The following is a 25,210-nucleotide window of genomic DNA, read 5'->3' on the forward strand; positions in this document are numbered from 1 at the left end:
ACCGGAAATTCTTACATTTGAGCAATGCGAAAAATCCTCCTGACGCTACTCGTCATCCCCGCCATATCCGCTTCCGCACAGGATACCGCCCGATATAAAGGCATGACCGTCAATTTAGACGAACACGTCGTGAAAGCCAAACGTATAGGCTTCGACGTAAATGGTTTCATTCGCCGCGTGGAGGAAGACACAACGTTTTACCGCGCTTTCAAGAACCTCCGCATCGTAGGGTTCACGGCCGACAACGACATCCGCATCACCGATAAAAAAGGCGGCAAAACCATCGCCTCGCTTGTTTCCCGCACCCAGCAGCACATGCAGAACGGCTGCCGCAGCATGCAGGTCATCAGCGAAAAAACGACCGGCAATTTCTACGACCGGAAAGGTGATTACAATTATTACACCGCTGAACTTTACGCCAATCTCTTCTTCACGAAAGGAACGGTTTGCGGCGACGAAAGCGGGCCGGCGAAAGGGAGCCTCGCCCGTCACCGCTCCCAACTCAAACAACTCATCTTCAACCCGGGCAAACCCATCACCGGCGTGCCGGTAGTCGGCAGCAAAGTAGCCGTGTTCGACCGCAACCTCATGCGCTATTACGATTTCAGCGTAACGTCGGGCAACTTCGCCGGAACGGATTGCTATGTGTTCGGGGCCGTGATGAAGAAAAACCTCAGTTCCATCGACCGCGCCGAAATCGTGTACGACGAGCTCATCACCTGGTTCAGCAAGGAAACCATGGAAATCGTGGGGCGCCGGTATTCCCTGTCGTACAAAACCCTCATCTTCGATTTCAACGTAAAAATGAATGTACAGATGACCAAGCTCGATGATCTCCTGCTGCCCGCCGTCATCACGTACGACGGCACCTGGAACGTTCCCTTCAAAAAACGGGAGACCGCCGTGTTTACCGCGCGTTTCTCCGAATTCAGGAACTGACAGTATCACCCAATCATATAAAAAATCCCCTCCAGGCCAGGCCCGGAGGGGATTTTCGTTTATCGGCAATGTTATCTGACCAAAGTGATCGTGCCGGTTTTCCGGTAGAATTTCGCCGCGGCGAGATCGACATATTCCACCATCCAGACATAGGTGCCGACGGCGGCGTTCTTGCCGTTCTGCATCCCGTTCCAACCCACGGTGGGGTCTGATGTGAAGAAAATGAAGTTTCCGACGCGGTTGTAAATGCTCAGCCGGTACTGGCCGATGTTGCACCGGAAACGTGGCCGGAAGAAATCGTTGTAACCATCGCCGTTGGGAGAGAAGCCGGTGGGGAAATACAGCTGGCAGTCGCAGGGCGCGAAGTTCACGCGGATGGAATCCACCGACCGGTTGCACGCATTTTCCGCCACCACGGCATACCAGCCGCGTTGGGTAACGGGGAATGCATTGACGGAGGAGCTATCCTGCCACTTGTACTGCATGCCGGCGTTCATGGGCCTCAGCAACAGGGTTTCGCCGGCGCACATCACGGTATCTTCGCCCAGGTAAACCCGCAGGGAATCCTGGAAGGTCACGCGGATGGTATCCATCTCCACGCACCGCCCGATCTGTACGCGAACGCTGTAATAACCGGTGGAGTCTACATGGTACGTAGCCTGGTCGGAGCCATCCTGCCACAGGTAATTGCCCGTTCCATGATCGGCCGTCAGCACGAGGAAGTTGCCGCGGCACAGCGTAGTATCGTTCCCCAGGCTGAAATCGCGGAGGCGGCTGTATCGCACTTCGATGGTATCCACGACAGCGCAAACGTTGTTGATGTTGACGAACACGGCGTAGGTGCCGTTGCTGCGGACGGTAATCCGCGGACTGGTGGAGCCGTTGTTCCATGCCCAGGCGGTGGCGCCGGGCCGGGCGGCGTCGAGCGTAACGGATTCACCGGCGCAGAGGAGCGTGTCGTTACCGAGGCTGAAAGGGAACGCCGGGCCGGTGAACGTGATGTTTACCTCGTCGGTATAATCCCCGCAGCCGTCTATCGTCGCCGTAACACGATAGGTGCCGCCAGCACCGGAAGCTACCACGGTAGGGGTGGTTTCTCCCGTGTTCCAGACGTAGGTGGCGTTTTGCGCCGTGGCGTCGAGGGTAAACAATTCCCCTGTGCAGAGGATGCGGTCTGGCCCGAGGTCGAACGTAGGAATGGGAGATATGAAGAGATTGACGGAGTCTATTTCGCGGCAACCGTTAATGGCCACGTGATAGGTAGCGATTTCGGTGGCGGTGAAAGTGTTGGTGCCCACTACCGTATCCTCGAGGTAATACCAGGTGTAGGTAGCGCCGGGGATGGAGGGGGCGGTGAGCGTGATGTTGGTGTTTTCGCAGATGGTGATGTTCTGCGGCCCCAGGTCGATGTTTTGGGGGGCAACGATGTTGATCTGCTGTACCGTCACATCTTCCACGCCATTGCGGTAGGTTTTGAGGGTGACGGAGTAGGTACCGGGAGTGGTGTACCGGTATTTTGCGCCGGTGATGCGGTTGCTGGAATCTTCCCGGTTCACGGGCGGGCTCACGAAGTACCATTTCACGGAATCGATGCCGGCGGTATCGTCGGTAATGATGAAGGAGACGCTGTCGTTGAGGCAGGTGGTGTTCCAGGTGAAGTTAGTGAGGCGCGGCCGCGCGGCGGCGGAAAGAGATACGGCCACAAATATGATGATCAGGGCAAAAAGGCGCACCCCGGATCGGTTGAACATAGGAACCATGACACCGCTAAATTAGCGGAATTTCTGATATGTAGAATGTTTTTAATAAAATAATTAGCCCCCGGGCTGTAAGGCGCTGGGGGCTGAAGGTAGGGCGGATTACGCATTTTGGAGGAACGGGATCTTCGGGATCGCGTAATTCAACGCAGCGGTAGTGCCACATGTCACGTCGAGCGTAACGCCGGTGATTTTACTGGCGTTGTCGGACGCGAGGAACACTGCGGCCTGGGCGATATCTTCCATCAGGGGCATTTTCTTCAACATGGTGTCTGACTCGATTTTCTGTACGAATCCCGCCACCAAATCCCCTCCATTCTCCAGCGCCTCACGGAACACGCGCGAATCCGGCGAGCCGCCGGAACGGATGTTCACCACCCGCACGCCATATGGCCCCAGCTCGGAAGCAAGGTTGCGCGTGAGGCTTTCCACCGCGCAACACGCCGGCCCGAAGCCCCCCACATGCGGATATCCGATCCCGCCCGGTGTAGCCGTCAACGTTAATATCACACCCGATCGCTGCTTCATCATCGCGCGCGCCGCGGCCGTGCAGGTCAGGAATTCCGTTTCCATCGCGCGGCGCAGGGGCCGCAGGAAGTCTTCCGGGGCCATCTCCACGAGCGGCTGGTCCTGCCGGTCTTCCCACCCAACGGCATTAAACGAAATATCGACCCGTCCCGTTTCTTCGAGGTGCCGGGCAACGGCGCCCGCATCCAGCGCGTCTACCACAGCGGTATGACAGCGGCTGCCCGATTTCCGGATCAAATCGGCCGTCCGTTCCACCGAATCCAGGTTACGGCCCGTCAGATGCACGAACGCACCTTCTTTCGCAAAAGCAGCGGCAACGGCACCTCCGAGCGATCCGCCCGCACCGTACACTACCGCGGTTTTTCCAGCTAACAACATAGTAAAAGTTTTATCGAACTTACCGAAATCAACCCGCAACCAACATGTGCGTATAAGCCAATTTGAGGGGCGATTTGAGACAAATCCGAGGGTGCGCGGAAAGTGGGAAAAGGATCGGTTATTCTCATGCGCTGAGCGATGTGCCGGTACGGCCGGTATGAAATAAAAAGTCCGTTGCAGTAGCGCAACGGACTTTTCTTTTTAAAATATCTTTTATCTGCGGATCAATCGTCCCCATTCCGCCGATACCTTCTCCATTTCTCCAGCACGCCCGTGAAATCTGCCGGCAACGGCGATTCGAACTGCATGTGCTTGCGCGTGCGCGGATGGGTGAACCCCAGCGTTTGTGCGTGCAGCGCGTGGCGGGGCATGATCTCGAAACAATTATCGACGAACTGTTTGTATTTCGCGAAAATCGTTCCCTTCACGATGCGGTCGCCGCCGTAGGTATCGTCGTTGAAGAGGGAATGCCCGATATGTTGCATGTGCACCCTGATCTGGTGAGTACGGCCCGTTTCCAGTTTGCAGGCGATCAGGGATACGTAATTGAAGCGCTCCAGCACTTCGTAATGCGTGATGGCTTCCTTTCCGTGCTCGCCGTCGGGATAGGCGTCCATGATCTTGCGGAACCGCTGGTGGCGGCCTACGTGGGCTACCACGGTGCCCGCGTCTTCCTCGAAATCGCCCCAGACGAGGGCAATGTAGCGGCGCTCCACGGTATGGTCGAAGAACTGTTTGGCGAGGTCGCTCATGGCTTTATCGGACTTGGCGACCACCAGCAGCCCGCTCGTGTTTTTATCGATCCGGTGTACCAGCCCGAACCGCGGGATTTCGGGCTCGGTGGCGGAACGGTCGTTTTCGTCGCCGAGGTACCAGGCCAGGGCGTTGACCAGGGTGCCGGTATAATTGCCGCATCCCGGGTGCACCACCATACCGGCGGGTTTATTCACCACCATCACATCGTCGTCTTCATACACGATATCGAGCGGGATGTTTTCGGGTTTTATCTCGGTGGATTCGGGATTTTTAGTGGAATAGACGATGAGCCGGTCCAGCGGGCGGACCTTGTAATTGGCCTTTACGGGTTTATCGTTGACGAGTACCATGCCTTTTTCGATGGACTGCTGCACCTTGTTGCGGGTGGCGCCTTCGATACGGGCCTGGATGAATTTGTCGATACGCAGGGGTTCCTGCCCTTTGTCTACGACAAGGTTTACGCGTTCGTATATTTCCTCGCTTCCATCCCCGTTTTCCAGTTCATCTTCCAGTTCCGGCAGTTGATCGGTCATCGCTAAAATTTTTGCAAAGATACTTTAAGTTATCTTTGCAGGCGATGAAACAGCAGATAATCGTGAATGACCTGGGGCGGATCCCTTACCGCGACGCGTGGGACCTGCAGGAAAAGCTTCTGAAAGAGAATACCGACGCCAAGGCGGCCGCCCGGGCGGAAGGGGAGGGCACGGTGCCGCAAACCCGGCATCACCTGCTGTTTTGCGAACATCCGCCGGTGTATACGCTCGGCAAGAGCGGCCATCCGGAAAACCTCCTGGTGAGCGACGAGGAACTGGCGGCCAAGGGCATCCAGTATGTGCAGACCAATCGTGGGGGAGACATTACGTTTCACGGGGCAGACCAGATCGTGGGGTACCCGATCATCGACCTGGAGCGGTTTTACACTGATATCGGCCGGTATCTCCGGAACCTGGAAGAGGTGATCATCCGGACTATCGGCGATTACGGGCTGACCGGTGAGCGGTCTTCGGGGGAAACCGGCGTCTGGCTGGAGCCCGGCGTACCGGGCCGCGCCCGCAAGATTTGCGCCATGGGCGTGCGCTGCAGCCGGTGGGTCACCATGCACGGCTTCGCCCTCAACGTCAACACCGATCTTTCCTACTTCAATAATATCATTCCCTGCGGGATCCAGGACAAATCCGTTACTTCCATGCAAAAAGAAACCGGGCGCACACTGCCGGTGGAGGAAGTGCGGGCCCGGATCGTGCACCATTTCGCCGGTATCTTCGGTGCGGAAATGGTGGAAGGCGCTTTATTTGCGGCTGAAAACGGCCGTTAACGGTAGCTCAGCGGAATGTAGAGGTTCCATTTTTCCAGCAGTTTGCCGTTTTCGAAAACTTCGAAATCGAACCAGCCGGCATGCATGAAAATCGCCTTTTCCAGGATAAGGAAGGGTTCTGCCACGTGTTCCACTTCAAACAGGAACTGCCCTGTTGATTCGTAAAATTTCACCGAATACTTTTTCTGCAAAGCCATCGGCAACTTGATATTCACGTTACCATCTGCTGTGGTGTATATGTAATTGGATGGCTTCCAGGGGATTATCTGCTTTTCTCCTTCCGCATTCGTAGTCGTCATCGTCGGGATGTCTGACGCGCCGAGCTTGGTGTCTGCCGCAATGGTGGAATCCGTTGTGGCCAGCACTACCCTGGAATGGAGGTAGGTATTATTCTTGAAAAGAATGAAAAGGCGGTAATAGTTTTTCCCGGGAAGGGGCTTGTTGTCGAGATACGCGTTGCGTTGGGAGGTGGGATTGCTGGCGTAGCCGATGGTGGTGAAGTTCAACACGCTGTCCAACGACCGCTGCACGCCGATCTGCACGGCGTTCGGGAAACCGGAAATCCAGTCCAGCTGGATCTTCCCCGTTTTGATAAGGGCCGAAAAATCAGGCAATACGGGCGGCACGGCTTCCTGCGCCCTGGCGGCGGAAAAGGCTCCCGTAACGAACATCAACACGATCAGGCATCTAACCATCTGCTTCATACAGTACATCTGTCTAGTCTCTTAAGTTGGCAAATTTAGGATCTGAAGGCCAAATATACGCTGCCGGTCTGTAAAAGTTTACCGGCACGCATAAAGCATCCATAACCTTGCCATGATTCCTTATACAGCCGTTAAAAATGCAAACTTCCTTGTGGAAGGGAGGCATTTCCCTGTAATCCGCCGGTGTGGATGAGGAGCACGCGGCTACCGGGCGGGAAGCGGCCATCGGCGCACATTTTACGGAAGGCGAGCACCAGTTTTCCGGTGTAGACCCGGTCTGTAGGTATACCGGTCTGGTCGAAAAAATCGTTCATCCCGTCGATGAGCGCGGGAGAAATTTTCGCGAAGCCGCCTTCATGGAAATCGTGGAAAATCCCCCAGTTCCCACGGTCCTCCGTAAGCAGCGCCCGGACCTCCGGTTCCACGGAAAAAGCCCCTTTCAACGCCGAAATCCCCCAGATCTCCGCACTAATCCCTCTTTCCGCGGCGCCATTGATCAGTCCGGCCAGCGTAGTACCGGTGCCGGTCGCGCAAAGGATGTGTGTGAAAGCCCGGAAATCCCCCAAATCCAGGATCTCCTCACATCCCGCCGCCCCTTCCGCATTGCCGCCCCCTTCCGGGATAACGAACGCCCGTCCCAGCAGGGCGCGCAGGGTGGTATTTTCCATCGGGGGCTGCGGGCTGTCGGCAGTTTGAAGGCGGGCTGTGATGGGAAGGCCGGGCTCGCTGGCGGCATTTCCGGTCTGTGGATTCGTTTCACTGGGATCAATGTTTTTTTTCCCTTGGTGCTGTGGTCCTTCGGGGAATTGAAGGCGGGCCGCGATGGGGAAGTCGAGCTCCCTGGCCGACAAATCCCCTCTTTTAACGGCGTCGTACACCGCCCGGGGAACGTGCACGATCTCCATGCCCAGGGCTGCCGCTTCCGCGAGCGTGCGTGAAGGCGGGTCCGGCGCTTCGCCCCGCACGATCCCGGTGACGGGTTTGCCCAGCAGCTTGCAGGCCGCGGCGGCCGCGTGCAGGTGGTTAGACCATGGCCCGCCGAAAGTGGCCACCGGCAAAGGGCCCGCGGCTTCGAGGTTGCGCTTCAGCTTGAACCATTTGTTGCCCTGGACGAGCGGATGGACGAGGTCCAAACGCAACATGGCTGCCTGGATCTCGCCGGGCAGCCATGTTGTATGGAAAGGTTGCAGTAAGTCCTTAGTTGAAAAGCGCATTCCGCAAGTTAAGGCTTTGTTCGCCTTTCACGCCGATGTTGATCTTCAGCATGTCTCCGCCACCTGCGTCGAAGTACTGCACTTTAATGCGGTGGTACCCCTTGCGCAAGGGAACGATGCCGGTTTGGGTAGCGGGCGCATGCTCGCCGTCGTTATCCACCACGAGGTCGCCGTCGATGAACACGAGGGAACCGTCGTCGGAGGTCGCTGCGATTTCATACAGGCCGTCTTCCTCCACTTTCACGAATCCTTCGAAAACCGCCCCGAAAGCCGGGTGGCGCTGGAACGCGCGGATGGAGACGTCGGTCATCACGCCGGAGGTATCAGCCGTTCCGCCTACTTTCGCTGCGGCGTTGAACTCCTTGAAGAATCCCTGGAATTTGAGGCCTTTGCCGGCGGGCGTTACGTTTACCGCGGATTTGTACGATTTGCGGGTGTATGTATTGCTGTAGACTGCGCTGCTGCGGCCGGTTTCAGGTACCGTAACGATGTATTTGAGGGTAATGGTCTCGTCCTTTTTCGGCGCGATGATGATGGGCCCGCTGGCCACGGGGCTTTGCGCCGTAGGCTCGGAACCATCTGTCGTGTAGCGGATCACCGCGCCGGCCATGGGTGGCTCCAGTTTCACCACTGCGCGTTGCGCTGCGGTGGAAATGCCGGAAGCGCCTACGCCTTCGCCGCCGCTGCTCACGGGGTCTACGATCACGGCGTTTTCAGCACCGAGCGCTTCGGGGATGCGGTAGTTGACGCCGCGTTTGTCCAGGTCGTAAAGCACGCCGCGCATGCGCTTGCGGAAGTCGGTATAGTCCTTTTTCTCTTTCGGGCTCCAGGTGATCTCCGCCAGCGCGATGGCGCGGGGGAAGGTGAAATAGTCGGAAACCGGGCCGGAAGGAATGTATTCCGTCCACACGTTGCCCTGCACGCCGATGATGTGTTTTTGTTCTTCGGGCGTGAGGTCTTTGGGCAGGGGCTCGTAGCTATACACCTTGTCCAGCGGGAGATATCCGCCGATAGCGAGGGGCTCGCTGCCGGGGGCGCCCTGGTAATAATCGAGATAGAGGTAGGTGTTGGGCGTCATGATGACGTCGTGCCGCTGGCGGGCGGCTTCCTTGCCCCCGGCTTCGCCGCGCCAGCTCATCACTGTGGCTTCGGGCGCGAGGCCGCCTTCGAGGATTTCGTCCCAGCCGATGATCTTGCGGCCTTTGCTGCCGAGGAATTTTTCCATCCGGCGGATGAAATAGCTCTGCAGTTCGTGCTCGTCTTTCAGCCCGAGCGCTTTCATGCGGGCCTGGCATTTGGGGCATTGCTTCCAGCGGTCTTTCGGGCATTCGTCGCCACCGATATGGATATATTGGCTGGGGAAGAGGGGCAGCACTTCGGTGAGCACGTCTTCGAGGAAAGTGAAGGTTTCGTCGTTGCCGGCGCAGAACACTTCTTTATGAACGCCCCATTTGGTGGATACTTCATACGGCCCGCCGGTGCAACCGAGCTGGGGGTATGAAGCGAGGGCGGCGGTTGCGTGGCCCGGCATTTCGATTTCGGGGACCACGGTCACGAAGCGCTCCGCGGCGTAGGCCACGATGTCTTTCACTTCTTCCTGCGTATAGAATCCGCCATGCGGTTTGCCGTCGAATTTATTTTCGCTCAGATGGCCTTTGGAGGTCTCCTTCCGCTGCGAGCCCACGCTGGTAAGGCGCGGGTATTTTTTGATCTCGATGCGCCAGCCCTGGTCTTCGGTGAGGTGCCAGTGGAAGCGGTTGAGCTTCAGGGATGCGATGACGTCGATGTACTGCTTGATGTAGGGGACAGGCAGGTAATACCGGCCCACGTCGAGCATAACGCCGCGGTAGCCGAAGCGCGGCTGGTCTTTGATGGTAACCGCCGGCAGCACGAGCCCCGTCTTCGTCTTGTTGCGCGAAACCTGCTGAAGGGTTTGCAGGCCGTAGAACAGGCCCGCTTCATGCCCCTGTACCACTGCTTTCCGGTTGGTGATCGTGAGCTGGTAACCTTCTTTGGGCAGCTGATCGTCGTCGGAGAAGATCACCTGTGCGTCTTGCATGGTCCCTTTCTGCAATTTCAGTCCGAAGTTGGCGTCGAGATAGGCGGCATAGAGCTTCGCCATCCGTTCGGCGGTTTCGCTGTTGGCGAAATACCGGGCGGATGTGCCCTGCAGGGTCAGCGTGCCTGTTCTTTCCTCTAAGGAGGCGGGAGCGGGCACCACGTTCACCTGGGGTTTTACCGTCTGCTGCGCCTGCGAGGCGAGCGTCAGGCACAGGGCTAAAGCGGATAGGAGCGTTTTTTTCATCTGTGCGTTTTTATGAAAGGTGGAATTGTTGGCTGCGGGTTATCCCTGCAATCCTCCCTTGCCGCGATACAGTTTCACGGGCTTGTCCAGCTTCAGTTCGATCACGGTCATGTACTCGTCCTGCACGTTTTCCGGTACGGTGATGTACACGAGCCCGGGCACGGGGCTCCAGCTGATCTTGCCGACGATCTTGTGCTGCAGCTTCGTTCCGTTGCCGACAACGGTGATGTCTCTGATCTGGTTATCGAGCCCTTTGACCATGATCTGTCCGGAAACTTTGCCGGGGAGGAAAAGGTAAAGTGATGTGGAATCCTTACTTAAAGTAGTAGGCCCGTAGAAGTGGCCCTGCGGGATGCCGCCGAGCGTTCCGAAGATGGCGGTCGCATGTTTTTTGTTCCATTTGCCCAGTTCGCGCAGCACGTTCACCTGTTCGGGAGGAATGGTGCCGTCTGCTTTAGGGCCGATGTCCAGCAGCATATTGCCGCCGTTGCTGATGGCGTCCGCGAAGATGGTGATCACTTCGTAGGGCGTTTTCCAGTTGGTGTCTTGCGGCTGCCATCCCCAGTTGTTGTTGATGGTCATGCACAGCTCCCACCAATGAAAGCTGGGGCGTTGCACGGGGAAGTTCTGTTCGGGCGTGTCGTAATCGCCGTAGCCCATGAGGCGGCCGTTGATGATGGTTTTGGGATTGTGGCCGGTGAGCATGTTGCGCACTTTCACGGCTTCCCATTCCTCGGCGCTGCGTTCCCAATCGCCGTCGAACCACCAGAGGTCGGGGTTGAATTGGGTCATGACTTCGGAAAGCTGGCCCTGGTAGAACTTCTTGAAGCGTTCCCAGCGTTTGGGATCGTCTTTGATCTTATATCGGCTGCTGTCTTTGAGGAATCCGGGATAATCGTTGCTGGTCCAGTCGAGCAGCGAAAAATACGCACCAGCCTTGATGCCGCGCTGGCGGATGGCCTGGAAGAAGGGCGTGAGCACGTCGCGTTTGGCGGGCGTGCCTTTGGCGGTGGAGAGTTTGTTGAACTTTGTGTCCCACAGGGCAACGCCGTCGTGGTGCTTGGTGGTGATCACGGCGTATCTGGCGCCGGATTCGGCGATGAGGTCTGCCCAGGCCTGGGGATCGTATTTATCGGCCGTGAAGCCTTTCATCTGCGCCATATAATCGGCATGAGAGATTTTTTTGTTGTGGAAGCTCCAGCTCTCGTCGATCCCGTTCACGGAGTAAATACCCCAGTGGATGAAGATGCCGAGCTTGGCGTCGGCGAACCATTGCATTTTCTCACTGATCTCTTCGGGCCGCGTTTGCTGCTGCGCATGGGCGCAAGACACAAAATGCATCGCCGCGGCCAATGCCACTACTAGTTTTTTCATTTGAAGCTGTTTGTTAACCAAAAATTCATGTTCACTGTTTTCCATCCCCCGCTGCTTATCATAAGTGCAGTTGGCATCAACCGATTGCTGGTGGCCCCATGGGGGGTAGATTCACAAAAATAGACGGATTCAATAAAAACGGCGCCTTTTTTGTATAACTGGTCGAAAAAATAACGGATTAACACGGTTTAGGAAAAATTAATGTTTAATTTTAGCCCCCGATATTAATTCGACTTGAAAATTTAAACTAATATCAGCTAATGCAACCGACTTTATTGATCCTGGCAGCCGGAATGGCCAGCCGGTACGGAAGTTTGAAACAGATCCAGCAGTTTGGCCCCAGCGGTGAAACGATCATCGATTACTCCATCTACGACGCTATCCGCGCCGGGTTCGGGAAAATCGTATTCATCATCCGCGAAAACTTTGCTGAAGAATTCAAGGAAATTTTCGAGCCGAAACTCAAAGGAAAAGTGGAAACGGCTTACGTATTTCAAAATATGAACGCATTCACGGACGGTTTCGAAGTGCCGGCAGACCGCACCAAGCCCTGGGGCACCGCTCACGCCGTTCTTTGCGCGAAAGACGCCATCAACGAGCCTTTCGCCGTGATCAACGCCGACGACTTTTACGGCCGCGACGCATTCGAGAAAATGGCGGAATTCCTCCGCAACGAATGCAAATCCGACCGCTACAGCGTAGTAGGCTACCAGCTGGGCAAAACCGTGAGCGATTACGGTTCCGTATCCCGCGGGGTGTGCGAAGTGAATGCCGAAGGCAACCTGGCCGGCATCGTTGAGCGCACCAAGATAGAAGTGATAGACGGTAAGATCGTGTACGAAGACGGCGACAAAAAAGTGGAGCTCGGCCCTCAAACGCCCGTATCCATGAACTTCTGGGGATTCGCACCTTCCGTATTCGAAGTGAGCGAAAAACTCTTCAGCCAGTTCCTCGAACAGAACCTTTCCAACCCGAAATCCGAATTCTTCATCCCGATCGTGGTAGATTCCTTCATCGCATCCGGCACCGGTTCCGTAAAAGTGATCCCCACCAGCTCGCAATGGTTCGGCGTTACCTATAAAGAAGACGCTCCGGGCGTGCAGGCTTCCCTGTCCGCACTCGTGAACGGCGGAGAATATCCCGACAATCTCTGGAAATAAGCATAATGGTACATACCGACATTCTCAGCGCATTCGGGCTCCAGCCCGCCGACTTCAGCATGCAAAAATTCGGGAGCGGTCACATCAACAACACGTTTCTGCTGACAGGGCCCGAAGACAAGCGTTATATCCTCCAGCGGATCAATACCTACGTATTCCGCGAACCCGATGTGATTGCCCGCAACCTCAAGCTGGCAGGCGATTATCTCGACAAGCACCATCCGGAATACCTCTTCATCAAAGCCATTCCCACCACCGCGGGCGCCGAGATGTACCAGCACGGGGAAGAATTCTGGCGGATGATCCCCTTCATCCCCAATTCCACGTCGGTAGACCAGGCAGACAATACCCGGCAGGCTTTCGAAGCGGCGAAACAGTTCGGCCTCATGGCCAGGATGTTCCACGGCATCGACCTGCACGATTTCAGGGCCTCTATCCCTAACTTCCACAACCTGACCCTGCGCTATGCTTCCTTCCAGGAGGCCATCCGCACGGCGAAGGAAGACCGGAAGCAGTTTGCCGACAGCCTGGTGGAGCAGTTCCTGCAATACAGCGACATCGCCGTAACGTTCGAATCGCTCAAGACCAATCCCGAGTTTACCGACCGCCTCATGCATCACGACACCAAGATCAACAACGTGCTGCTCCGCAAGGAAACTTTCGAAGGCATCTGCGTGTGCGACCTGGATACGCTCATGCCCGGAAAGGTGATCTCCGACCTGGGCGATATGGTCCGCACCTACGTGTGCCCCGTATCCGAAGAAGAGCGCGATTTCAGCCAGATCACGGTGCGGGACGAATATTACGAAGCCCTCATGAAAGGGTACCTCTCCGAAGTGGGCAGTACCCTGACCGCAACGGAAAAGCAACACCTTTTCTATGCCGGCAAATTCATGATCTACATGCAGGGCATCCGTTTCCTGACCGATTACCTGAACGGCGACGTTTACTACCCGATCAAGTACCCGGAGCACAACTACAACCGTGCGAAGAACCAGCTGACGCTCCTGCAGGCGCTCATCGCCAAGGAACCGCAGCTGCAGGCGATCATCGACAATTGCCTCGCGTCCTGACGGGAACGATTATATTTTGCAAAAAGCCTCCCGGACAGGGAGGCTTTTTTGTTTAGATAGTATACTGGTATATAGCAGTATTTTTGAAATTCGTTTAAAAACGCCGAGTGTTTTTTCGATTTTGTTAAAAAATGGGATCGGGATTGATTTTTCTCAAAATCTTGGGCACTGTGTTGTTTTTTACTTTGATCACTTATACATTTGTGTTGATAATAAAAATCACAAGCACCTCCATGTGGGTAAACAAAGACAATAACGCAGTCAATCACATCGTAGCTCAGCTCAACTGGGCCATTACGCTCGTCGTGATCGTCGTTGTCATTATTACCCGCCAGCCAATTGGAGGATAGATAAGCGTGTATAATCACAACGAATAATAAAACGCCTTCCTCCACCAGGAAGGCTTTTTTTTTGGGTACGCAAATTCCAATATTATGTATAGCTATTACAACGAAAACACGATTCTTTATTTCAACGGTGAGTATCTGAAAGCCACCGAGGCCAAAATCGATTTGTACGGCCAGTCGCTGCACTATGGTTACGCAGTGTTCGAAGGTATCCGCGCTTATAAAACCGAAAGCGGGGAAGTGAAGATCTTTAAAGCGAAGGAGCACTTCGACCGTTTCAAGCGCTCCTGCGAACTGATCCACATGCCGTATGAATTCAACAACGACGAACTGATCGCAGCATGCTACAAAGTATTGGAACTGAACAACATGACTGAGGCGTACATCCGTCCGCTCGCCATTTGTCCTCCCAACATGACGCTCAAAGCGGCTGAAGAGACCCACGTGCTGATCTGCGCATGGGAGTGGGGCGCGTACCTGGGCGAGAAGCTCCTCCGCGTGATGCTTTCCTCCTACCAGCGCCCGAACCCGAAAGCGTTCAAGATCGAGTCTAAATCTGCCGGTCTGTACGTGAACTCCATCCTGGCTTCCCAGGAAGCGAAGTCGAAAGGGTTCGACGAAGCGTTGCTGCTGGATATCGAAGGTTTTGTGGCGGAAGGCCCCGGCGCCAACCTGTTCTACGAAAAAGACGGCACTATCTATACGCCCGCACCGGGCAACATCCTGCCGGGCATCACCCGTGCAACCGTGATCGAGATCTGCCATGAGCTGGGTATTCCCCTGGTGGAAAAACAGATCACCGTGGCCGAGCTGGAGCAGGCAGACGCCGTGTTCTACTGCGGTACAGCCGCCGAAGTGGTGGGCTGGGACAGCTTCAACAACAAAGGATTTGCCAAACCCTGGGCCCAATCCCTCGGAAAAGTCATTCAGCAGGCCTACAAAGCCAAAGTGCTGGAGAAAGAATTCGACAGGGCGGCCATTCCCGCCTGATAATGAAGGAGATACCCCCTGCCTTCGGGGCCCCGAAGGCAGGGGAGGCCTTCCCCCTCTCCAAAAAGCATATACGGCCGTTGAAAGGCGTAAACGCTTTTTCCTCCAACCCTCACCCATAGCGGTTTTTGGCTCTCAATGCCACCTTTTGAAGACCGGGAGCGGCCAAATTATAGGTTTGAATTTCACGCCCACCGGAAATAACTTGTACAATAATTCGATTTTAAGACAGCCGACAACGGTATTTAACCGATAATCTGATCATGGAGTTAAACAAATACAGCAAAACGATTACGCAAGACCCGACGCAGCCCGCCGCACAGGCAATGCTGTACGGGATCGGACTGACGGAAGGTGACCTCAAAAAGGCACAGGTAGGCATTGTGAGCATGGGATACGACGGCAATACCTGTAACATGCACCTGAACGACCTGGCCAAAAAAGTGAAGGAAGGCGTATGGGCCAACGATCTCGTAGGCCTGATGTTCCACACCATCGGCGTGAGCGACGGGATCAGCAACGGTACCGACGGTATGCGTTTCTCCCTCGTGAGCCGCGATGTAATTGCTGACTCCATTGAAACCGTTTGCGGCGCACAATATTATGACGGCCTCATCACCGTGCCCGGCTGCGACAAGAACATGCCCGGCTCGCTGATGGCCATGGGTCGCCTCAACCGCCCGTCCATCATGGTGTACGGCGGCTCCATCGCCCCTGGCAAATGGAGAGGGCAAGACCTCAACATCATTTCCGCCTTCGAAGCCCTCGGGCAGAAACTGGCGGGCAACCTCGAAGAAGACGATTTCAAGGAAATCATTCAACATAGCTGCCCCGGCGCCGGCGCCTGCGGCGGCATGTACACGGCCAATACCATGAGCTCCGCCATCGAAGCCATGGGCATGAGCCTCCCGTACAGCTCCTCCAACCCGGCCACCAGCAAGGAAAAACAGGAAGAATGCCTCGCCGCCGGCAAGGCCATCCGCCTGCTGCTGGAAAAAGACATCAAGCCTTCCGATATCATGACCTTCGAAGCGTTCCAGAACGCCATCGTAGTGATCATGGCGCTCGGCGGCTCCACCAACGCCGTGCTTCACCTCATCGCCATCGCCAGATCAGTAGGAGTGGACCTGACCATGGACCACTTCCAGGAACTGAGCGACAGAACGCCGCTCATCGCTGACCTCAAGCCCAGCGGCCGTTATATGATGCAGGACCTGCACGAGATCGGCGGTGTTCCCCTGGTAATGAAATATCTCCTGAAGAAAGGATTGCTCCACGGCAATTGCCTCACCGTTACAGGCAAAACCATCGCGGAGAACCTGGAATCGGTACCCGATATCGACTTCGAAAAACAACCCATCATCTTCCCCCTCGAATCGCCGCTGAAAGACAGTGGCCACATCCAGATCCTGTACGGCAACCTCGCCGAACTGGGCTCCGTGGCCAAGATCACCGGCAAGGAAGGTGAGGCCTTCACCGGGCCCGCCCGCGTATTCGACGGTGAATTCGAACTGATCGCAGGTATACAGAACGGTCGCGTGAAACCCGGCGACGTCGTCGTTATCCGCTACGTAGGCCCCAAAGGCGGACCCGGCATGCCGGAGATGCTCAAGCCTACCAGTGCGATCATGGGCGCTGGCCTGGGCAAGAGCGTTGCGCTCATCACCGACGGCCGTTTCTCCGGCGGTACCCACGGTTTCGTGGTTGGGCACATTTGTCCTGAAGCCTATGACGGCGGCACCATCGCGCTGGTGAACGACGATGACATCATCGAGATCGATGCGGTGAACAATACGATTAAAGTGAACGTGTCGGACGAAGAGCTGGCAAAACGCAAGGCGGCCTGGAAACAACCGCCGCTCAAAGCAACGAAAGGAATCTTATTTAAATACGCTAAACAAGTTAAAAATGCAACAGAAGGATGTGTTACCGATGAAGCGTGAAGACGCTGACAATCGGGCCGCTACGCCCCAGATCATCACTGGCGCGGAAGCCGTGATACGGTCGCTGATTGCCGAAGGCGTGGACACCATTTTCGGTTACCCCGGTGGCGCTATCATGCCCATCTATGACGCCCTGTATGATTTCCAGGATAAAGTGCACCATATACTCGTCCGCCACGAACAGGGCGCCACGCATGCCGCCCAGGGTTACACCCGCGCCGGCGGCAAAACAGGCGTAGTGTTCGCTACTTCCGGCCCCGGCGCCACCAACCTGGTGACCGGCCTGGCAGACGCTTACATGGACTCTACTCCCATGGTCTGCATCACCGGCCAGGTAGCCGCCGTGCTCCTCGGCACCGACGCTTTCCAGGAAACCGATGTGATCGGCATCACCACGCCCATCACCAAATGGAATATCCAGGTGACCCGTCCGGAAGACATTCCGGGCGCCATCGCCAAAGCTTTTTATGTGGCCAGGAGCGGCCGCCCCGGCCCGGTATTGGTAGACATTACCAAGAACGCGCAGGTGAGCAAGCTCGACTTCCAATATAAGGCCTGTGATTATATCCGTAGCTACAAACCCGTTCCCACGCTCGATATCGAGGCCGTTCAGAAGGCCGCCGAACTGATCAACGGGGCGAAGAAGCCTTACATCCTGGCGGGCCACGGCATCCTGATCTCCGGAGCGGAGCAGGAGCTGGTGCAACTGTCGGAAAAGGCGCAGATCCCCGTGGGGTCTACGTTGCTGGGACTTTCTGCCATGTCTACCGCACACCCGAACTATGTAGGGATGCTGGGCATGCACGGCAACTACGGGCCGAACATCAACACCAACGAAGCCGATGTGATCATCGCGATCGGTATGCGGTTCGACGACCGTGTGACCGGTGAAGTGGCGAGCTACGCGCGCCAGGCGAAGATCATCCACATCGAGATCGATAAAGCGGAGATCAACAAGATCGTGAACGCCGACGTGGCGGTGCATGCAGACGCGAAGGAAGCCCTCACCGCCTTGCTGCCCCTCATCAACAAGGCCGAGCACGCAGCGTGGCTGGAAACCTTCCGCGCGGCAGACCGTACCGAAGAAGAGAAAGTAACGAAGCGCGAGCTGTACCCCACCGAAGGCCAGCTGAAAATGGCGGAAGTGGTACGCCTCATCTCCGAACAGACGGAAGGGAAGGCCATCCTTGTTACCGACGTAGGCCAGCACCAGATGATCGCCAGCAGGTATTACCGTTTCAAGGACCCGAACACCAACATCACCAGCGGCGGTATGGGCACGATGGGCTTTTCGCTGCCCGCGGCCATGGGCGCCAAAGTGGGCGCTCCCGATAAAACGGTAGTGGCGGTGATCGGCGACGGATGCTTCCAGATGACGCTCCAGGAACTGGGGACCATCTACCAGACGCAGATCGGCGTGAAGATCGTCATCCTCAACAACAACTTCCTCGGCATGGTACGGCAATGGCAACAGCTGTTCTTCGACAAGCGTTACTCATCCACCGAAATGATCAACCCCGACTTCGTACAGATCGCGAAAGGGTTCTACGTTCCCGGCAGGAAAGTGACCGAGCGCAGCGAGATCGCCGGGGCCGTTAAGGAAATGCTCGACACGCCCGGCGCCTATCTGCTGGAAGTGGTGGTGGAGCAGGAAGACAACGTATTCCCGATGGTGCCCGCAGGCGCACCGATCTCCAATATCCGCCTCGAGTAGTTCATAACCATTAACAGGACCAACAATGCATAAAGAATATACCGTTACGGTGTATACGGAAGACCGGATCGGGATCACCAACCGCATCACCGTGATCTTCACCCGCCGTGGCATCAACATCACCAGCCTTACCACCGCCGAAACGGAGGTGCCGGGCGTTTATAAATTCGTGATCACCGTACTCAGCAACCGCGAGCTGCTGGAGAAAGTGGTAGGCCAGATCGAGCGGCTGATCGAAATCCACCGCGCGTTCGTGCATGAAGAAGACGAAGTGGTGTACCAGGAACTGGCGCTCTACAAAATCTCTACCAAGGCGCTCCACAACGGCGACATCGAAAAGATCATCCGCGACAACAACGCCCGCATCCTCACCATCACGCCCGATTATTTCGTGCTGGAGAAAACGGGCCACGCGCAGGAACTGATCGGCATGCTGCAAAAGCTGGAGCCATACGGCCTCATCGAGTATACAAAAAGCGGAAGGGTGGCCATCGTGAAATGGAGCCGCCGATTCCACGAACACCTGAAGGACCTCAGCCTGCAAGAGGCCGACAACCTGAAGGACTAACTTATCAGTAACAAAAACACAAAAACTTTTAAACAACACTATCACAACATGGCAACCATCAATTTTGGCGGGGTTCTGGAAGACGTAGTAACCAGAGAAGAATTCCCCATGGAAAAGGCAAGAGAAGTGCTGAAGAACGAAACGATCGCTATCATCGGTTACGGCGTACAGGGCCCCGGCCAGGCGCTCAACCTGAAAGACAATGGTTTTAACGTGATCATCGGTCAGCGCAAGAATTCCAAAACCTGGGACAAAGCCGTTGCAGACGGATGGGTACCCGGCGAGACCCTCTTCGAGATCGAAGAAGCCGCCCAGAAAGGCACCATCATCCAGTACCTGCTCAGCGACGCCGGCCAGATCACACTGTGGCCGACCCTGAAGCCGTTCCTCACCAAAGGTAAAGCCCTGTATTTCAGCCATGGCTTCGGCATCACCTATAAAGAGCAAACCAACATCATTCCCCCGGCAGATGTAGACGTGATCCTGGTAGCCCCCAAAGGCTCCGGCACCTCCCTCCGCCGCCTGTTCCTCGCAGGCCAGGGCCTGAACTCTTCCTTCGCCATCTTCCAGGATGCTACCGGCCGCGCCCGCGAACGCGTGATCGCCCTCGGTATCGGCGTTGGTTCCGGCTACCTCTTCGAAACCGACTTCAAAAAAGAAGTGTTCTCCGACCTCACCGGCGAGCGTGGTACCCTCATGGGTTGCATCCAGGGTATCTTTGCTGCGCAGTACCAAACCCTCCGCAACAACGGCCACTCTCCCTCCGAAGCGTTCAACGAAACCGTAGAAGAGCTCACCCAGTCGCTGATGCCCCTCGTTGCCGAGAACGGTATGGACTGGATGTACGCCAACTGCTCCACTACCGCTCAGCGCGGTGCGCTCGACTGGTGGAAGAAGTTCCGCGACGCTACCCAACCCGTGTTCGACGAGCTGTACGCTTCCGTTGCCACCGGTAAAGAAGCACAACGTTCCATCGACCTCAACAGCCAGGCCGATTACCGCGAGAAGCTGAACAAGGAGCTCGAAGAGCTGCGCAACAGCGAAATGTGGCAGGCAGGCGCTGCAGTGCGTCAGCTCCGCCCCGGCAAATAATAAAGCCACAAAAAAATAAAATATGAAAAGTACCAGGAAATTGAAAGGAGCCGGCTGCGGCGGCGTTTGCTTGATTTGAAGCAGGCCCCTTTTCTTCCCGGTACTTTTCTTTTTTATTTTTTAACCAATCATTACAATGTCTCAAACGCTCCATACGATCGATACGCAGCAAGTTTTAGCAGCAGCAGCCCGCCTCAAGGGCGTGGTAACCCGCACACCCCTCACGTACAACACCAACCTTAGCAGAAGATACCAGGCCAACGTCTACCTCAAACGCGAAGACATGCAGGTAGTACGTTCCTACAAGCTCCGCGGAGCTTACAACATGATGAGCACCCTCGACCCCGCCACCCTCGCCAACGGCGTTACCTGCGCCAGCGCGGGCAACCATGCGCAGGGCTTCGCCTGGTCGTGCCGCCGCCTCAACGTGAAAGGCGTCGTGTTCATGCCCATCATCACGCCCAAACAGAAAGTAAACCAGGTGAAAATGCACGGCGGCGAAAACATCGAAATACGCCTCGTGGGCGATACGTTCGACGATTGCTCCGCCGAAGCCCAGGCCTTCACCCGCGAACATAAAATGACGTTCATCCCGCCGTTCGACGATCCCCGCATCGTTGCCGGACAGGGCACCGTGGGCCTCGAAATCCTCGAAGACCTGCCCAAGGTGGATTATATTTTCATGCCCATCGGCGGCGGCGGCCTCGCTTCCGGCGTGGGCGGGTATTTCAGGACGTTCAGCCCGGCCACCAAAATCATCGGCGTAGAGCCGGAAGGCGCGCCTTCCATGCTCCGCGCCCTCGAAAACGGAGCGCCCGTCACCCTCCCGGAAATCGACCGTTTCGTAGACGGCGCCGCTGTGAAAAGGGTCGGCGATCTCACCTTCCGCATCTGCCAGGACGTGCTCGACAAAATGAGCCTCGTGCCCGAAGGGCGCATCTGCTCCACCATCCTCCGCCTGTACAACGAAGACGCCATCGTGGTAGAGCCCGCCGGCGCATTGTCTATGGCCGCGCTCGACGATTACGCCGAAGCGATCAAAGGCAAGACGGTCGTGTGCGTGGTCAGCGGTTCCAACAACGACATCGACCGGATGCAGGAAATCAAGGAACGGTCGTTGCTGTACGAAGGGCTGAAGCATTATTTCATCGTCCGCTTCGCGCAGCGGCCCGGCGCGCTGAAGGAATTCGTGAACCATGTGCTGGGGCCCGACGACGATATCACCCGGTTCGAGTTCATCCAGAAGCATAACAAGGAGACCGGTCCGGCGCTCGTTGGCGTGGAGCTGAAGTACAGGGAAGATTACGATAAACTGCTCGCCAACCTGACCAGGTACAATATTCATTATACCGAACTGAATAAAGACGACAATTTGTTCGGCTACCTCGTTTAGTATTGGTTCAACCTATAGTAGTGTAGCGCCCTGGTCTGAGAGGACCGGGGCTTTTTTTTTATTACATTCGCCATATGCTCAGTTTCTGGGAAAAGCAAAGTTTTCTATCGTACGACTGCATCGTGATCGGCAGCGGGATCGTAGGATTGTCGACGGCGATCAGCCTGAAGGAAAAATCCCCCCGCCGGCGGATCGCCGTGCTGGAACGGGGGCTTTTGCCCGTGGGGGCCAGTACCCGCAACGCCGGGTTCGCCTGCATCGGCAGCCTCACCGAAATCCTCGACGACCTGGAGCACATGCCGCCCGACGCGGTGGTGCAGCTGGTGGACCTGCGGCGTAAGGGCCTCCGGCTCCTGCGTTCCCGTGTCGGCGACGACCGGATGGACTACCGCGAGAACGGCAGTTACGAGCTGATCTCCGACGCCGAAGCGCCCGCCCTCGCGCGGCTCGATGAAGTGAACGAGCTCCTGGGCGGCATTTTGCCCGGGCCGGCATTTTCCATCGCCGACGGCAAGCTCCCGGGCATGGGGATCGTTGCCAAACACCTGGTACAGAACAATTTCGAAGGAGAACTGAACACCGGCAAAATGATGCGTACCCTCATCGATCTCGCTATCGAACGGGGGATAGAAATAAAAACGGGATGCGAAGTGAAGGGGATCGATGAATCTCCCGGCACCGTAACCGTTCACCTGCAAGGCGGCCTTTCCCTGACCGCGGATTACGTGGCCGTTTGCACGAACGCCTTCACGCCCGCATTGGTCCCGGGGCTGGACATTTCCCCCGGCCGCGGGCAGGTATTGGTGACCGAGCCCGTGAAAGGCTTGCCGTTCAAGGGGATATATCATTTCGACAAAGGCTATTACTATTTCAGGGAATTACAGGGCCGGGTGCTGTTCGGCGGCGGCCGCAATCTCGACTTCGAAGGAGAAACGACGACCGAACTGGCACTGAACGCGCGCATCCAGGCAGACCTGGAAGAGAAACTGCGGACCATCATCCTTCCGGGCCGCGATGTAACTGTGGAGCACCGCTGGTCGGGCATCATGGCTTTCGGTGGAACGAAACAGCCCGTCATAAGGGCACATTCTGATCGTATATTCCTTGCCGTGAGGATGGGAGGGATGGGTATCGCCATCGGTTCCGAAGCGGGCCGCATGCTGGCGGGGCTCGTTCCGGCATGACAGATTATATCCATTATTGATGTTTAATTCACCGTGGCTTGTAATCGCCGCGGTGGCGCAGTATATTGTTCAAGCAACGTTAACGGTTATGAAAAAGATCCTTGTACTCATGATGGTGCTGGGGAATTCGGCCCTGGCGCAACAATCACCCCAAACACTCTGGTACGCCAGGCCCGCCGCCCGGTGGGAAGAAGCCTTGCCCGTAGGGAACGGCCGCCTTGGCGCCATGGTTTACGGCCGCACAGGCAAAGAAATCCTCCAGGTCAATGAAGAAAGCGTTTGGGCCGGCGTCAAATTCAACGACGGGAACGCCAACGCCGGCCAGTATCTCGACACCATCCGGAAACTCATTTTCGAAAACAAAAACGCCGAAGCGTTCGCACTGGCAGATAAGTATTTCCTCGCCACAGACGGCAGCAATCCGCCGCGCCCCGCCCGCAGCTTCCGTTCCAACCAGACGCTCATGAACGTCAACATCGATTATGGTTTCGATGGAACGGAAGGGTACCGCCGCAGCCTCGATCTGCAAACCGGCGTGGCGCTCACTACTTTTTCGGTCAACGGTGTGGAATACCGGCAGGAAGTGATCGCATCCAACCCCGACAACATCATCGCCGTTCATATTTCCGCCTCCAAACCGGGCGCCCTCAACGCTGTTATTTCCATCTCCCGCCCCGACCCGCGCGATACGGCGCAAAAGCTCAGAGACGCGAAGGTGTCGGCCATCGGCCGGCAACTGGTGATGGACGGGCAGATCATCGATAAAAACGAAAGAGAGAATAAAGGCCCCGAAGGCGCGCACATGCGCTTTGCGGGCATCGTGCAGGTAACGCCGTCCGGCGGAACGGCCGTAGCGAAGAACGGGACGATACAGGTGAAGGGTGCCGGCGCCGTTACGCTCTACATCCAGGGCGCTACGAGCTACAACGCCGCAAAAATGGACCTCGATCCCGGCGTAGCCGCAGCCATGGCCAAATGCCGCCGGCTGCTGACCGCTGCTGCTGCGAAACCGTACGCCGCTATCAAATCGAAACATCTCGCCGATTTTAGTCCTGTCATGCAACGGGTGAGCCTGGACCTCGGCACTTCCGTCAACGCGGGCCTCCCGACAGACGAGCGCCTGGCCCTGGTGCGGAAAGGCGGGGAAGATGCAGACCTTACCGAACTGTATTTCCAGTACGGCCGTTACCTGCTGCTCAGCAGCTCGCGGGGGCCGGGCGTGCTGCCCGCCAATCTCCAGGGTATCTGGAACCAGCATATAGACGCGCCCTGGAACGCGGATTTCCATACCAACATCAACCTGCAAATGAACTACTGGCCCGCGGAAGTCACCAATCTTTCCCTGACCACCGCGCCCCTGTTCGATTTCATGGACCGCATCCGCCCGGAAGGCCGCATCACCGCAAAGAAAATGTACAATGCCCGCGGATGGGTAGTGCACCACTGCACCGACGCATTCGGCAAAACCGGCGTCCAGAACGGCGTAGGATGGGGAACCTTCCCCATGGGCGCCAGCTGGATGTGCCTCCATTTCTGGGAACACTTCGCCTTCACGCTCGATTATAAATTCCTCCGCGAAAAAGCATATCCCATCATGAAGGAACATGCCGAGTTCGTGGAAGATTTTCTCGTGAAAAGCCCGGAAGGATACCTCGTGACATCGCCTGCCAGTTCTCCCGAAAACCAGTTCGTGCACCCCGTTACTGGTAAGCCGACAGGGCTGACGTACGGGCCTACGATGGACAACCAGATCCTCCGCGAATTCCTTTCCAAATGTGTAGCCGCGGCACATGCGCTGCGCACCGATTCCGCCGACGCCGTACGTTGGGAAAACATCATCCGGCAATTGCCGCCGACCCGCACCGGTAAAGACGGCCGCATCCTGGAATGGATCAACGAATATGAAGAAGTGGAGCCCGGCCACCGGCACATCTCGCACCTGTTCGGTCTGTACCCAGGTAGCGAGATCACCGAACAAACGCCGTCGCTCTTCGAAGGCGCGATGCGCACCCTCACCGGCAGGCTCGGCAAAGGCGGCGGGCACACCGGCTGGAGCCGCGCGTGGATCATCAATTTCTACGCACGCCTCAAGCAGGCAGACAGTGTCTACAACCACATGCAGGCCCTGCTGTCGAAAAGCACGCTGCCCAATTTGTTCGATAACCATCCGCCGTTCCAGATAGACGGGAATTTCGGGGGCACGGCCGGCATCGCGGAAGCGCTCGTGCAAAGCCACGGCGCCTACGTGGAACTGTTGCCCGCATTGCCCGCGCAATGGAAAACGGGGAAAGTGACGGGGCTTTGCGTGCGGGGCGGGTTTGAAGTGGACCTGGCCTGGGCAGACGGACAGCTGACGGCCATCACGCTGCGGTCTACCACCGGCCGTAACCTCGTGTTGAAGTACGGGCAACATCTGCTGCCGCTGTCGATGGAAAGGGGGAAGGCGATGAACGTGCCGGTAGAACAGTTACTCTAG

General features: G+C 56.6%; 19 protein-coding genes. 12 read left to right on the top strand and 7 right to left on the bottom strand.

The features are described 5' to 3' along the window. The first annotated feature begins 24 nt into the window (after nucleotides 1-24). Nucleotides 25-939 carry a hypothetical protein gene (locus ACQKLP_RS19685; RefSeq protein WP_427324612.1) on the top strand — a complete coding sequence of 305 codons (915 nt, stop codon included), beginning with the start codon at nucleotides 25-27 and terminating at the stop codon, nucleotides 937-939. A 71-nt stretch (nucleotides 940-1,010) separates the two neighbouring features. Here the strand turns inward: ACQKLP_RS19685 and ACQKLP_RS19690 are convergent, their stop codons facing one another. From ACQKLP_RS19690 to ACQKLP_RS19700, 3 genes are all read right to left on the bottom strand, one after another. Then, on the bottom strand, nucleotides 1,011-2,672 hold the full coding sequence (locus tag ACQKLP_RS19690; RefSeq protein WP_427324613.1) for a gliding motility-associated C-terminal domain-containing protein: 1,662 nt from the start codon (nucleotides 2,670-2,672) through the stop codon (nucleotides 1,011-1,013). A gap of 126 nt (nucleotides 2,673-2,798) precedes the next feature. Next, complete coding sequence (locus ACQKLP_RS19695; protein ID WP_427324614.1) at nucleotides 2,799-3,602, bottom strand: SDR family NAD(P)-dependent oxidoreductase; 804 nt, start codon at nucleotides 3,600-3,602, stop codon at nucleotides 2,799-2,801. A gap of 224 nt (nucleotides 3,603-3,826) precedes the next feature. Then, on the bottom strand, nucleotides 3,827-4,891 hold the full coding sequence (locus ACQKLP_RS19700; protein ID WP_427324615.1) for an RluA family pseudouridine synthase: 1,065 nt from the start codon (nucleotides 4,889-4,891) through the stop codon (nucleotides 3,827-3,829). Nucleotides 4,892-4,935: 44 nt separating this feature from the next. On the opposite strand from ACQKLP_RS19700, the gene lipB reads away from it, so the two are divergent. Further along, the gene (gene lipB / locus ACQKLP_RS19705) at nucleotides 4,936-5,673 is read left to right on the top strand and encodes a lipoyl(octanoyl) transferase LipB (RefSeq protein ID WP_427324616.1); all 738 of its coding nucleotides are present in this window, start codon (nucleotides 4,936-4,938) and stop codon (nucleotides 5,671-5,673) included. Here lipB and ACQKLP_RS19710 read toward each other — a convergent pair. From ACQKLP_RS19710 to ACQKLP_RS19725, 4 genes are all read right to left on the bottom strand, one after another. After that, a complete protein-coding gene (locus ACQKLP_RS19710) occupies nucleotides 5,670-6,377 on the bottom strand; it encodes a hypothetical protein (RefSeq protein WP_427324617.1) in 708 nt (235 codons plus the stop codon). The genes lipB and ACQKLP_RS19710 overlap by 4 nt on opposite strands. A 131-nt stretch (nucleotides 6,378-6,508) precedes the next feature. Next, on the bottom strand, nucleotides 6,509-7,591 hold the full coding sequence (locus ACQKLP_RS19715; protein ID WP_427324618.1) for a 1-aminocyclopropane-1-carboxylate deaminase/D-cysteine desulfhydrase: 1,083 nt from the start codon (nucleotides 7,589-7,591) through the stop codon (nucleotides 6,509-6,511). Then, complete coding sequence (locus ACQKLP_RS19720; RefSeq protein ID WP_427324619.1) at nucleotides 7,575-9,896, bottom strand: family 20 glycosylhydrolase; 2,322 nt, start codon at nucleotides 9,894-9,896, stop codon at nucleotides 7,575-7,577. Before ACQKLP_RS19720 ends, ACQKLP_RS19715 begins: the two co-directional genes overlap by 17 nt. A 39-nt stretch (nucleotides 9,897-9,935) precedes the next feature. Further along, entirely contained in the window at nucleotides 9,936-11,270 is a 1,335-nt protein-coding gene (locus ACQKLP_RS19725; RefSeq protein ID WP_427324620.1) for an alpha-L-fucosidase, read from the bottom strand. Between the two features lie 260 nt (nucleotides 11,271-11,530). Between ACQKLP_RS19725 and ACQKLP_RS19730 the strand changes: the two genes are divergently transcribed. The 10 genes from ACQKLP_RS19730 (at nucleotide 11,531) to ACQKLP_RS19775 (ending at nucleotide 25,210) form a co-directional block, all read left to right on the top strand. Next, complete coding sequence (locus tag ACQKLP_RS19730) at nucleotides 11,531-12,430, top strand: sugar phosphate nucleotidyltransferase (RefSeq protein WP_423737685.1); 900 nt, start codon at nucleotides 11,531-11,533, stop codon at nucleotides 12,428-12,430. 5 nt (nucleotides 12,431-12,435) lie between these two features. After that, nucleotides 12,436-13,503, top strand: a complete 1,068-nt coding sequence (locus tag ACQKLP_RS19735) for a phosphotransferase enzyme family protein (protein WP_427324621.1) — start codon at nucleotides 12,436-12,438, stop codon at nucleotides 13,501-13,503. Nucleotides 13,504-13,937: 434 nt separating this feature from the next. Then, on the top strand, nucleotides 13,938-14,840 hold the full coding sequence (locus ACQKLP_RS19740) for a branched-chain amino acid transaminase (protein WP_341840934.1): 903 nt from the start codon (nucleotides 13,938-13,940) through the stop codon (nucleotides 14,838-14,840). A 263-nt stretch (nucleotides 14,841-15,103) separates the two neighbouring features. Continuing rightward, entirely contained in the window at nucleotides 15,104-16,783 is a 1,680-nt protein-coding gene (ilvD, locus tag ACQKLP_RS19745) for a dihydroxy-acid dehydratase (protein ID WP_427324622.1), read from the top strand. After that, nucleotides 16,749-18,497, top strand: coding sequence for a biosynthetic-type acetolactate synthase large subunit (gene ilvB / locus ACQKLP_RS19750; RefSeq protein ID WP_427324623.1), 1,749 nt, complete (start codon nucleotides 16,749-16,751; stop codon nucleotides 18,495-18,497). The genes ilvD and ilvB overlap by 35 nt, the downstream gene beginning before the upstream one ends. A gap of 25 nt (nucleotides 18,498-18,522) precedes the next feature. After that, nucleotides 18,523-19,065, top strand: coding sequence for an acetolactate synthase small subunit (ilvN, locus tag ACQKLP_RS19755; RefSeq protein ID WP_126246979.1), 543 nt, complete (start codon nucleotides 18,523-18,525; stop codon nucleotides 19,063-19,065). Nucleotides 19,066-19,113: 48 nt separating this feature from the next. Further along, on the top strand, nucleotides 19,114-20,157 hold the full coding sequence (ilvC, locus tag ACQKLP_RS19760) for a ketol-acid reductoisomerase (protein WP_427324624.1): 1,044 nt from the start codon (nucleotides 19,114-19,116) through the stop codon (nucleotides 20,155-20,157). A 136-nt stretch (nucleotides 20,158-20,293) separates the two neighbouring features. After that, nucleotides 20,294-21,550 carry a threonine ammonia-lyase gene (ilvA, locus tag ACQKLP_RS19765; protein WP_427324625.1) on the top strand — a complete coding sequence of 419 codons (1,257 nt, stop codon included), beginning with the start codon at nucleotides 20,294-20,296 and terminating at the stop codon, nucleotides 21,548-21,550. Between the two features lie 74 nt (nucleotides 21,551-21,624). Further along, nucleotides 21,625-22,734, top strand: a complete 1,110-nt coding sequence (locus ACQKLP_RS19770; RefSeq protein ID WP_427324626.1) for an NAD(P)/FAD-dependent oxidoreductase — start codon at nucleotides 21,625-21,627, stop codon at nucleotides 22,732-22,734. 88 nt (nucleotides 22,735-22,822) lie between these two features. Continuing rightward, nucleotides 22,823-25,210 carry a glycoside hydrolase family 95 protein gene (locus ACQKLP_RS19775; protein WP_427324627.1) on the top strand — a complete coding sequence of 796 codons (2,388 nt, stop codon included), beginning with the start codon at nucleotides 22,823-22,825 and terminating at the stop codon, nucleotides 25,208-25,210.

It is taken from the genome of Chitinophaga sp. NPDC101104, assembly GCF_050277495.1.
Classification (GTDB): Bacteria; Bacteroidota; Bacteroidia; order Chitinophagales; family Chitinophagaceae; genus Chitinophaga.